1 protein-coding gene is annotated in these 13,321 nt (G+C 58.4%); it reads right to left on the bottom strand.

The features are described 5' to 3' along the window. Positions 1-49: 49 nt before the first annotated feature. The gene (locus ACGI6K_RS22815; RefSeq protein WP_376948899.1) at positions 50-12,640 is read right to left on the bottom strand and encodes an SDR family NAD(P)-dependent oxidoreductase; all 12,591 of its coding nucleotides are present in this window, start codon (positions 12,638-12,640) and stop codon (positions 50-52) included. Between the last annotated feature and the right edge of the window lie 681 nt (positions 12,641-13,321).

Here is a 13,321-nt window from a genome sequence, read left to right as displayed (position 1 = left end):
CTGGCGGTATTGCTTGCCGGGCCAAAGCCTCAGATCCAGTCAATCGCCTTTAGATGACTTCCAGACTTGCGACCAGCTTGCCAAGCTGCTGTTTTTCATAAAACAAATCAGGCATCAGTTTTGTACCGAAGCGTTTGTTCACGCTATCGGTCAGTTGCAGTACCATAATTGAATCCAGCCCCAGATCATGCACCTGGGTCGACTCACCAATCTCCTGTGCCGCAAAACCCAGCTTGTCCCGCAGCTCTTGTTGGATAAAAGCAAGGATTCGTTCGCCGAGACCGGGTCCGCTATCGTCGGCCCGCGGCTCAGCGCCCTGCTCTTCCACCCTGGCTGCGGCAGGCTGGCCCGTCGGCTCAAGCAGCGGCCGAGCGATAACAGCTGCCGGTATATTGGCTGCTGCGACTGCCTTGGCCAGCAAGTAATGATCGCGATTGATTCTCGTCAGCTCCTGCTCTTCGAGATGCAGGCTTACTCTGTCCGCTTTGACGCAGATCTGCGCCTGCCTATCGAGCACCAATAAGCTGAGCGACAGCTCGTCATCGCTCAGCCCAATCTCCGAGAGGATCACCGAAAAGCGGCCTGCTGGTATGTCGTAGCAGCAAAGCTGCTCGATATTGCGCACTATGACCCGGCCTTGCTGCAGCCCCAGCTCATCCAGTAACAGGTAACACGCTTTATCGATGGTCGTTGCCAGGTAGGGCGACAGTTGAAGGTTGTCGGCGTAATGATTGTGGCGGTTAACCGGCGGCCGTCCCTCCAGCAACAAGCCGCTGTGGCCGATCGTCAGTTCGCCCTCGTTGTCGAGGTAGGGGGCAAAATCATAACCAGCCTGCGCCAGTCGCTGACTAACCTCGGCGGCAGTCAACTGGCGGCCCATTTGCAGCTTGTGGCGATTGAACAGCTCGTTGGCATTGTCCAGCAACTGCTGCGGTAGTTGCGGCTCGTCGCCGGTCAGCGGGTTAATCACTGCAAAACCCAGGTTGGCGAGCCGTTCATCGTTGCGACGGAAATCGAACTCCAGCTCTAGCTGCCCGCTGTCAATTTCGAGCAGCCGGTACTCCAGCCCGGTCACCGTCGTCCAGTCGGCGATATAGTATTCAAAGGCGCAGGACACCGACAGCGTGCAACCCTCAAACCGCGACACCAACGCTGGTATTGCCAGCGCTACATCGGCAAAGTTGAAAGAGCTGAAGTGCCGACCACCCCTTCTGTTATAAAGGTAGTCGAGCAGCTCCGCTTCGACGAAATTGGTGCGGAACATCGTCCCTGGCTGCAGAATTGAGCAATTCTCTGCTACCAGTGGATGCAGCTTGTTTCTGAACATCAGCGGGTTGAGGATCGACGACTCGTAACCTTCCTCGGTGTACCAGCAGCGTATTTTCTCGAAACGGTAAACCGGCAGGCTGATCCGTATCGGCAGTTGGACATACAGGCTGGCCCAATCGACTTGGTTATCGCCGTCCAGCCACTGGGCCAGCAAGGGCGCCAACAGATCGTCTGAGTCTCGGTCCAGCGGCTGCGCTGCGTCGTTTTCCTTGAAGCGGTAGTAGATCTTGCTGTCCGCGTCGGAGCTATAACGCCCCTCAATACAATCGCCCAGAGCGTCCAGTAGCGCTTGCCGGCTGCAACAGCGGATCGCCAGCCGGTTGCGTAGGTTGTTTTTGCCCACCTGCAGGGTATAGGCGATCTGCGTCAGCGGCACCTCGCTGCTCGCCAGCCAATCCCTGAAGCTTGTCAGGTTCTCCTCCAGCACCGCCAGCTTGTGCACCGAGAAGACAAACGTCAAGTGATCATCTGGGATGTGCCCGGCGCTGTCCGCCGGCACTGGGTATTCCTCGACGATCATGTGGGCGTTCATGCCACCGGCAGCAATCGAAGTGAGGCCCGCCCGGCGCGGGAATACCTGCTTGCGGCCGTTGATGATCCGCTCCGGCTGACGCCATTCCATCAACTGCTGCGGCACTACGAATGGCGTATCGATAAAGTCGATATCTTGGTTGAGCTGGCCCGAATGGATCGACGGCGCGATCTGCCTATGCTTGAGCTGCAACAAGATCTTGGTCAAGCCGGCAATGCCCGACGCTGCCAGCAGGTGGCCAATATTCGACTTGATCGAACCAAGATAACAGAACTGCTTGTCGTCGGTAGCCCAGCGGAACGCGTTATTCAGCCCCAGCACCTCGATCGGATCCCCCAGCTTAGTGCCCGAACCATGGCCCTCGATATAGGAGATCGAGGATGGGTGCACTTTGGCCTGATCCATCGCTTGGCGGATCGCCAGAGTTTGCAAATCCGGGTTGGGCACGTTGAAGCCATTACGCTCACCGGCGTTAGTAATCGCCGAGCCCTTGATTACACCGTAGATCTGATCTCGGTCGGCAATCGCTCGATCCAACCGCTTGAGCAGTACCGCACCAACCCCTTCGCCGATCACCGTACCGTCAGCGCCGACCCCGTAGCTGTTGACCGACCTTGAGGTGATCGATGTAAAGTTGCCCTGGGAAGTATTCACCATGGTATAGGGGTGGTATATCAGATTGATGCCGCCGGCCAGCACCATCTTGGTCTCGTCATGTTTAAGCATCTGACAGGCGGTGTGGATGCAGGTCGAAGACGACGAACACATGGTGTCGATAAACAGGCTCGGTCCCGTCAGGCCGTAGAAATAGGACACGGTCATCGGAATGGTCGCCATACCCGATCCGGAAGCCATCGAGCCGCGGAATAAGTTGCTCTCGAAACCATAGTAGTGGTAATCGTTGCTCATGGTGCCAAGCAACACGCCAACATCGCCGTCATAATGGTTCAGCATGGTCTCTTTGGAATAACCGGCGTCTTCAAAGGTATGCACCGCCGCCTGGAGGAACAGCCTGACTTCCGGCGACATATGGTCGGCGTAGACCTTAGGCATTTTGAAATAGCTGTAGTCGAACTTATCAACGTCCTCAATAAAAGAGCCGTTTATGCAGGTGGTCTTGCCCAGTACTTCGCGGTTCCTGTAATACACCTTGCTGTGGTCCCAGCGCTCTTCGGGGAAATCGCTCATGCAATCGATACCGTTGGCCAGATTCCACCAAAGCTCATCTATATTGTCCGCCCTGGGGTAATAACCGCCAATACCGATCACTGCGACATAGTTATCCAGCTCGCTGTCCTCGATCCGCTCACCGGGCGCAAGGGGGACAGTTTTCGGCGCTGCCGGGCCGTTGGCGTTGAAGTTGACGGCGGCGAAACGATTAAGCGGCAATGGCTGCGCCGATGCAGGTTCAGCGGGGGCTTGTCCGGTTGGGATCGCTTGAATGCCAGGCGCAGTCGCCGGCTGATGTTCGCCACTATCAAACATTGCGACAAAATTGTCGCGGTATTTCACCGCGAAATGCTCGACTATGCCGGCAATATTGACATGCTCGAACAGCAGGGTTTTGGGCAGCGAGCCGAGGTGTTTTTCCAACTCATTGGTCACGCCCACCGCCATGATGGAATCAAAGCCATAGACCTCGAATTTCTCTGCCGGATGGATTTTTGCTGCATCAATCTGGGTCACCTTGGCGATAACCTGGCTGACAAAAGCCTCAATCCGCTTTTTCAGTTCGCTATCGCTGATGCTCGTCTTTCCAGGTGCCCGGCCCGATGCCGGCTTAGCGAGGATCTGCAGTTTAGCGTTCGCCAGGTGGCCGATGGTCGCCAACCGTGACGACTCGCCATAAATTACCCAACCTTGAGCGCTGACCGAACCGGTCAACAGTTGCTGCAGGCTTTTGATGCCGACCTCGACCGGCATCGGCGCTATGCCAAACTGCTGTCGCATCTGCCGCTCGATCACCGAAGTCAATCTCATACCACCATCGCGCCACAGCGGCCAGTTGATGCTCAACGAACGCCCCTTGCGCTTGCCGCCGGCGGCCAGATTTTGGCGGTAGTGCATAAAAGCGTCCATGTAGGCATTGGCTGCGGCGTAGTCTGCCTGACCAAGATTACCCATCGCCGCCTGAGACGAACAACATACTAGGAAGTCTAGTGGCCGCTCGTTGATAGCCTGATCCAGCGCTTCGATACCGGCCACCTTTGGCGCCAGCACCTGTTCAAACTCGCTGGCGGACTTATTGATGATCATACTGTCGCGGATCACTCCCGCGCTGTGGATCACCCCGTGCAGCGAGCCCTGCTCGGCGTAGATTCTATCGATCCACTGCCTAACAGCCGCTGCGTTACTGACGTCCAGCGCTTGGTAGTGAACTTGGGCGCCGAGCCCCTGTAGCCGATCGATTTTTTGTTTCAACTGCTGGGTTACAGCTGAACGCCCCGCTAGGTAAAGCACCGGGTTGCGACAACTACCGACGATCTGTTCAGCGAAGATCAAGGCGAGGCCACCGGCACCGCCGGTGATCGCATAAGTACCGCCGTTGCGGAACGGCATAGCCTCATTTTGTTGCGCTGGTCTCGGGTCCAGCCCACGCCACTGCCTGCCGTACAGGCTGCCGCTGGCGAAGATCCGCACCAGTTCGTTACTGTGGTAGCGACTCTGCTCGCCTATCACCCGGATCATCGCCTCATCGCCCATTTCTGGATCAGCTGCCACTAGGCGGGCCTTCAACTCGCAATTTTCGATCATCGCGGTTTTCAGCATCGCATCCAGCGCAGTCAAACGCAGATCGTCTTGGCCTTGACCAACAAAGAGCTGCAGATAACCGCTGGAATTACCGCCGACCAGCTGCTGTAAGCACTCGAACAGCGACAGTGCCGCCGCTCGGTAAGTCGCGGCGCCATTTTCGCCAGGCGCGCCCGGTAGTATGCTTACCCGATTGCCAAACTGCCCACGTACCCCGTCAACCACCGCTTCGGGCAGTCCAAGCAGAAGCAACTGTAGCTTGGCGTCAGCCGGCAGCAATTCGCCAGGGCTGTCGAGGGGTTGCCAAAGCGGCGTACAGATCAAGCTACTGAGTGCCTTGTCACTCTCCGTCATTACCTCCGCCTGGACCGATTGCAGTTCGCCGCCAATCTTGCGCGAGCTAAAGCCATCCAGTTGGACTAGGCATTCGCCTGCGTCGTTGCAGATCTGCAGGTCGATCTTCTCGACTGCGCTGCCAACCTGACCTTCACTGTAAGCAGCAATCACAGTCAGTGGGCCGGTTTTCAACGCCTGTTCCACTGAACCGTACAGTCGCAGGCTTTCCAGGGCAAAAGGCAGTACCGGTGCGACGGCACCTTGTCGCCAAGTCCCCAACGAGGTCGCGATATGAAGTGCGCTGTCGAGCAGTCCCGGCGGCAGTAGAACGCCATCCATCCCGGGATCAAGCGCCTCGCCAGACAACTGGCCGATCACCAAGTCCCGGCCGATGCGGATTTGCCTACCAGCGCGGAATGTCACGCCGTAACGGACTCCCATTGTCTCGAAGTCGCGGTACAGCGAGTCATGGCTTCGCTCACCGAGGTTACAACGAGTGGCCAGCCTCGACAGGTCGACCGCTTGCGGCGGCAGTGCGGCGATGGCCGCCAGCTGCGCGTCGCCCTGAGCGTGCAGTTGCTCCGTCCCGCCGTTTAGGCTGTAAATCTTGAATGACAGGCTGTCGTTGCTGTTTACGGCCAACTCGCAGTACAACTCGACCTCGCTATTGCCACCGGCGACTGAAAAGGCCAGCGGCCGCAGCCACACCATGTTCTGTAGCGTGACTTGCTGCGGTGGCAGCTCGCTGGCCCTGACGATCGCCTCACGGGCCAGTTCGAGGTAGGCGATGCCGGGGAAGATTAGCTGATCACCGATACGGTGATCGGCCAGAAAGGTCTCGCGACCGTTGAAGCTGCTGACAAAACGCTGCATCGCCAGAGTCGAAATATTGCGATGCACCAGCGGGTGCAGCCGATCCATGCTCTGGCTGGCAAGGGACGCAGGCTGTTGACGACGCCGGCGAATTTCAGGCCAATGGTGCTCGCGGGCGAAGGGATAACCCGGCAGCGGCAAACGCGACGGCACCACATGAGCACCTTGCTGCGCCGCCACAAACAGTCGCCGGCCGTCGATGTCGTAACCCTGGCGATAAAAGTCTGCCAGACCAAACAACAGCTCCCTGATTTCGCCCTCCCCAGCGTTGCAACTGTCGTCCAGCAACTGATTGATATAACGCCCGGTAGTTTTCTGGGCGGAAAATTCGCGATCTACCTTGCCGGCAAACAGGTTGGGACGTCTTTCGCCGGCCAGATATTGCTGAAGACTGTAAAGTGCCTCTTCCAGATCCGCCGCTACTAGCGCCAGACGATGGCGGAACTGGTGCCGTCCTTCCAGCAGGGTATAGCTTATCGACGGCAGCTGATTATCGCGGTAACCGCCCTGCTCCAGCGCAGCGCTCAGTTGTTCGACTTTTTCCCTCAGCGCCTCAGCGGTTTTGGCTGACAACACAAGCAGGTAGCAGGGCCGTCGGAATGGCGAGGAGTCGCCCTCGCAGCTGTAGCTTTCCAGCACTACGTGAGCGTTGGTGCCGCTCATGCCGAATGCGCTGACAGCCCCTAGCCGCTCGCTGTCGCGGCCTGCCCTTGGCCAGGCCTTGTTGGTCTTGTTGACGTAAAACGGGCTCTGTCGCCACCGGATATAGTCATTTTCCTGCTCGCAGTGCAGGCTGGCCGGGATGGTTTCGTGGCGGAACGCCAGCAATAGGCTGATCACGCTAACCAGACCCGAAGCGGCAAAGGTATGGCCGAAATTGGTCTTGGTCGAGGTCAGTGCGCAATGGCCTGGCTTGTTGCCTCGGAACGCGTCGTTGAGCGCGTTAATCTCTACCGGATCCCCCAGTTGGGTGCCAGTGCCGTGGGTAACGATATATTCCACGGTTTCGGTGTTGATCCCCGCGCGTCGGTAGACATCCTCCAACAAGCGCTGCTGAGAGACGCCACTCGGCGCAGTAATGCCGTTAGTCTTGCCGTCGTAGTTGATGCCGCTGCCTCGCAACACGCCGTAGATCCGGTCGCCCTCGGCCTCTGCCCAGGCCAGCGCCTTAAGCACCACGCAGCACACAGCCTCTCCCGGCACCATTCCATTGGCCCGCCGATCGAAGGTGAAACACTTACCGTCCGGCGATAGCATCCCTGCCTGGGTCATGCCGATAAAGGCGTCCGGCGAGAAGATCAGGTTGACTCCGGCGACGATCGCCATCTCGCATTCGTTATTACGCAGGCTCAACGCCGCCTGGTGCAGCGCCACCAGCGCCGACGAGCAGGCGGTGTTGATCGCCATGGTCGGCCCGGTGAGGTTGAGAAAATAGGCTAGCCGCGAAGCTAGGATACCGTTATGGCCCGAAGTCAGGCTCTCTTCGCTGGCCAGCCGCTGGAAGTCGCCCTCCTCAACGCCGACAAACATACCAATCCGCTGCGCTTCAAGGTGACGCGGGCCGACGCCGGCATCTTCCAGCGCGTTCCAAGACTCCTGCAACAACAGCCGCTGCCTTGGATCCAATGTTTTTGCCTCGCGGGGCGAGATCTCGAAAAACATCGGATCAAACTCGCCGATTCCCGGCACGCTGCCCATCCAAATACAGGTGGTCTTGCCGGGATCCTCGCGGGGGTCGCCGTAATAATCGCGCCAATCGTAGCGATCAGCTGGAATTTCACTCACCATGTCGCGACCCTCGACCAGCAATCGCCAAAGTTCATCGGTATTGCGGGCACCGGGGAAGCGGCCACTGATCCCGATGATCGCGATCGTGCTGGCGTCTGACATTGACGCAACTCCAGTAGCCGGCATTGGCGACTGATCAGTAGCATTTATCACTTCACTGCGGTAATAGGCCTCAACCGCTTGCCGGTGCTGCGCCAGCAAATAGACGGCGACTTTCGCAAGGGTCGAGTGGCTAAAAAACAGTTCTGGGGTCAACTTGAGACTAAAGTGGCGACTCAGCAGCCCGGCGTATTCCGCCAAGCTGATGGAATCAAAACCGAAGTCCGCCAGGTTGGTGTCTTCGCCGAGAGTATGCCGTTCGGCATTGAGAGGCCGGCTTGCCAGATCCCGCAGATCCCATAGCAGAGACTGCTCCAAGCTCAGCCCTTTGAGTTCGGGGCGGCTTCGCGGCCGGTTGGTCATGGGGTTCGCCGCAATTGTTTTAGCCCTTGCTTTCTCCGCGGGATAGTTGATCTTGGCCACCAGTTGCTGCAATCTCTCCGGCTCGCCCGCCAACACCAGCATCTGATTAGCGTCGCTGGCGATGATCTGCCTCAGCAACGTCAGGCCTTCAACACTTTCCAACATTCGCTGACCACTGGACTTAAGATAGAATCCGGTCGATTCCTGCTCGCCCACCGCCATGCCGCCATTGCGCCACAGTGGCCAGTTGATCGTCACTACCCGCTGGGCACGCCCGGCTTGCACATAAAGCCCATAGGCCTGCTGGAATCGGTTGGCCATCGCGTAACTGCACGCCCCCATATCACCGAGCATCGCTGAGCTGGAGGAGAAATAACAGATCAACGCCAGCGGTTGCTCCGCCAGCAATTCATCCAGCACAAGCGTGGCCTTGACCTTGGCGTTCAGCACCGCGTCGCAATCAGCTTGTGAATTGTCAAACAGGCTGCCCCGAGCTTTGAGGCCGGCTGCGTGGATCACCCCATCGATCGGTCCGCTCTGCGGCAGCACCTCCGCCAGCGCAGCGGCCATCGCCTGGCGATCTGCGCAATCAGCCTGCAGATAGAAAATCCTGCATTTGTCATGGCGCAGGTTGTCGAGTCGCGCCTGTTTGGTCGCCGACAGCGGCGAACGGCCGTTGAGGATCAGGTTGAGTTTACCGTCGCTGCGTCGTTTCGCCCGGCTCGAAAGCTCGCGGGCCAGCAGCAATCCCAACTTGCCAAGCCCACCCGTGACCAGCAGGGTATTCATCTGCTCCAGCGCCAGGGGCTCGACGGCTGGGTCTGCGTGGGTTGGCGTCAGCATCGGCTGGAACGCCCGCTCGCCTTGGTATAACCTGCTGCCCGCCGCCTCGCCGCTGAGTTGCAGCCACAAGCGGCGCAGCCAGCGGCTGTCGTCGCCGGTACTTTCCGGCAAATCGATCGCCACCTCGACAGGGCAATGGGCTATGATTGCGTCGAGAGAGCGTTCGATGCCGATCCAGGATTCGAGGTAACAGCGCTCGAGCGCGTCGCCGGCCCGGCCAGCCAGCAATAATCGGTCGATTGGGGCCGCTGTAGCGGCCATTGCCTTGAGCAGTGCGACAATCGCGCTGTTGTCGCTGATCCATCGACGATCATCCATGCTCCACAGATAGAGTACCCGGCTTTCGCCGTAGGCGGATAGCGCCTGTTGCAAGCCTTCTTGTAATTGCTGCGGGTCGTCAGCTGCTATCCGGTAATGGCCGTCATCATCGCGTCCATTGCTGTTATCGGCAGCAATAAATACCAGCTTGGTTTGCGGACTCAGCGCATGAATCTCCCGGACCAGCTGTTGCCGCAGGCGAGGTTCGCCCAGCAGGCAGATCAACCGTTCTATCTGAGCGCCCGGCTCCAGTTCATCGACCTCCCGCCATTGCTCCGTATAGGTTGCCACTGTCGTTTCGGCAACCGCCGTTTCTCTTTGTCTGGCAGTTGCCGTTGACGCTTCCAGCCAGTATCGTTCCCTGGCGAAGGCATAACCCGGTAGGCCGATTCGCGCTGGATGTGGTCCCTCGCCATAGAGACGCGCCCAGTCGAATTCTTCTTCCTCTTCAGCGCCAGCGAGCCACAGCGCCGCCAGTTGCCGCGTATCGCCGGCGGCCAGAGCCTCTTCGGCCGTCATGCTGGCCACCCCAAAGTCAACACCCGGTTCCCCGGCGATCAAGGCTTGCAGTTGTTGTTGTAACTGCTCATGGCTGTCGGCCATGAAAATGGCCCGCGTCGCCATCGCCTCCCGGCCGGTTTGCAGCGTGTAAGCCAAAGCGGCAAGATCTGGCGTTTGTTGCGTAAGGTGCTCCAGTAATCGCACCGCCTGTTCTTGCAATCGTTGTTCATTACGCGCCGACAACGGAGCCAGCACCATCTCGCCTTGGTGTGTGGCGAACTCACGCTGCTCGCGATACTCTTCCAGCACAACATGGGCGTTTGTGCCGGAGAAACCAAAGGAACTGACGCCGGCCCGTCGCGGTGCGATTTGATCCGGCCAATCGCATCCCTCTCTGTCGATTACCAGCGGCGAGTCTTCGAGCTTGATATGGGGATTCTGTTGTTTAAAATGGCCCAACGCTGGCAACTGATGGTGTTTCATCTGCTGTAGCACCTTAAGCACCCCGGCTATGCCGGCCGCGCCCTCAGCATGGCCGATATTGGCTTTAACCGAACCGATGTGGCAAAAACCACAGTCGTCGGTATAGCGTGCAAAGGCTCGCTTGAGTGCATTGATCTCGATCGGGTCGCCGAGCTTGGTGCCGGTGCCATGGGCCTCGATATAACTCAGGCTACGGGGATCGATGCCGGCATTCTGCCAGGCGTGCACTATCACGTTTTCCTCTCCGGCCACGCTCGGCGAGGTCAACGAAGGCGTGTAACCACCATGCAGCGCCGCCGAACCCTTGATCACTCCATGGATCGGATCGCCGTCAGCCAGCGCCTTCGCCAGTGGCTTAAGCAACAGCGTTGCCACGCATTCGCCCGGCACGTAACCGTCGGCTCGTGCGTCAAAGGTGTGACAGCGGCCAGTCGGCGACAGCGCCCGGATTGTCGAAAAATACCGGTAGTGCCAGGATGACAGCAGTAAGTTGCTGCCGCCGACAAAGGCCATCTCGCACTCGCCGTTCCGTAACGAAACACAGGCGGCGTGCAACGCCACCAGTGACGACGAGCAGGCCGTATTGAACATCAGGCTCGGCCCTTTGAAGTCGAACCAGAAGGAAATCCGGTTGGCGGCGATCGTCCCGCTGCCGGTGGCGATATAAGGATCCATCGGCAGGCCCAACTCGGTGATCTTGTCGACATACTCGTTGAAGCAGGAACCAATAAACACACCGGTATGAGTGCCGCGCAATTGCTTGATCACCCCAGCATTCTCGGCGGTGGCGTAGGCGCTCTGGAGCAACAGCCGCACCTGAGGATCCATCCACTGGGCTTCGCGACGGGACATATGAAAAAAGTCGGCGTCGAACTTATCGATGTCGTCGATAAAACTGCCCCACTTGGAATAGGTTTTGTCATGCGCTTCGGGATCGGCATCGAACCAGGGCGCAACGTCCCAGTGATCCGCCGGCACCTCCTTGATCAGCTCGCGCCCCTGCCAAATATTCCGCCAGAAGAGATCAAGATCGTCGGCTTCACCGAATCGTCCTTGCATACCGATGATTGCAATATCCTGCTGACGGTCGCTATCAATGAAGGCCCCGCCCGGACGGCAGGCGGCAGGCTCGGCCGCGGCGGAGGTTTCAACCACCGGTGTAGCGTCGGTCGTCTCGCTCCGCCCGGCCACCAACGGCGTAAAAGCAGCTCTGTACTCTTGCCATAAAAAGGTCGCCAGCTCGGCAATACTCGGGTATTCAAAAAACACTGTCGGCCCCAACTCGATCGCTGCGGCGCTTGCGATCCGCCCCGCCAAGTTGACCAACTGCACTGACTCCAGTCCCAGGTCCATCAGGTTGCGGTAGCGCTGCTTTTTACCGATCTGGCTTGCGCCGAGGGCTTGCAACTGCGCCAACAGGTACTCTTCGATCCCTTCGCTACTGCAAGGGATCTCGCTATCACGCTGCCTTTCGCCGTCAACCAGGCGGCTATCCCGAACCCGCTTCAGCGAGCAAGCGCTGAACTCCGCAATCAGCGCGCCATCGTCGCTGTACAGCTCTGCGTCAAACAACACCAGCTCGCCGGAATTTTTTACCAGCCTGGTGCTGATCCAGCCCGTTGCCGGGACCTGGCTGCGATGGAGGATCAACGATTTGATACCAAAGGGAATGAAATTGCTGTCGAGCTGTTCCCCGGTCAGCAGCGGGATTACGGTTAGAAAGGCGCTGTTGATCAACAACGGATGCAAGCTGTAATGGCGGGAGCCCGCCGTCTCAGATGCGGCCAGCGCAACCCGGGACAGCGCTTCGCCACCATTCTGCCGCTGGTAGAGCGCCTCCAGGGTTCGGTAGCTGTCGCCGATGTGGATTTGCTCGCTGATCTGGTAGATTGACGCCAGCGGCTCCACCGCCGTCATGCCAGCCATGAGTTTGGCTGGATCCACCTGCCGCCGCCGCGCGGTGACCGCCGACAACTCACCGCTGGCCATAGGACGCCAGGGCGCCAACGGAGAATTGCGGCATACCGCCTCGAAGACCGGCCCCTCACGATGGGGTGTGCGAATCGCCACCTCAAGCTGCTCGCCTTCAGCCAGCGCTATCGGGGCGGCAAACGTCAGCTTTTTTAACTGCAATGCCTCGCCATCGGCGAGTTGGCCCAAGCCATGTTCCAGCGCTAGACTGGCATAGGTCAGCCCCAGCAAGATCCGCCGCTTATTGAACTGGTGATCCCTAAGATAGGGTTCATCGTAGTGGTAGACAGCAGCTGCGATTGGGGGCTCGGTCGCCGGCGGCGCCTGGATCACCCGCTCCGCTCCGTCGCGACGATAGCTGGCCCTGATCTTTTCGAATTCTCTGGCAGCTTCTTCGACACTGATTTCTTCCCGTTGTATTTTCCGGTGCAGAACCCTAATTCGACTATCCACTGTTCTCTTCTCTCCTTTGGGGCGCCTCTAAAAGCTTACTGTTGAGCACGCCCAGAACAAGCCGCACCAGTTCTCAGTGCCAACCCTTTCAAGGTGTTTTCTTGCAAACTATTGATTTTCTTTGTTCTGCTACTGTGCTTTAGGTAGTGAGATCTTGCGTAACTGCTTGATTTACAAGGTTGCTTTTGAGTACCTTGAAAGAACTGGTTCTCAGTGCCGTAATCGACGTCAGCCTTTGTAGAACAACCGAAACTGGACTGCACTTAATGTAGCCCTTAGTCCTCATTTAGGCTATTTCCAGCAAACTCGCCATCTGTTTGATGGTTATACAACGCCGCTTTGATCGTAGGGCAAAACTCAGCTCGCGCTCGGGGCTGGCTATTCGGCGGTTACGCGCCTTATCCCGCTCGCCAAGCGGCTGGACGGCCTGGAATGCGGCCGCTAGCCAAGTTGCTTGAGCCAGCGTTCGCGGCATTTGTCGTGATAGCCGCGATCAGCCCAGAAGTCCTGGCTTCTGTTTTTCCCGATCCAATACCTCCACAAGATGCAGGGTATCGGCCTCGCTGGCGTCGCAGGCCTTCACCCGGCGAATCAACTTGTACCGACGATCCACGCTGACTGACAACTTGTAGCCGAAGCAGGATTTGCCATGCTTCTTCGTCTAGCGCGCCTGTACGCCTT

This window comes from Azorhizophilus paspali, from assembly GCF_043587585.2.
Classification (GTDB): Bacteria; Pseudomonadota; Gammaproteobacteria; order Pseudomonadales; family Pseudomonadaceae; genus Azotobacter; species Azotobacter paspali.
This window is presented reverse-complemented; position numbering and strand designations above follow the sequence as displayed.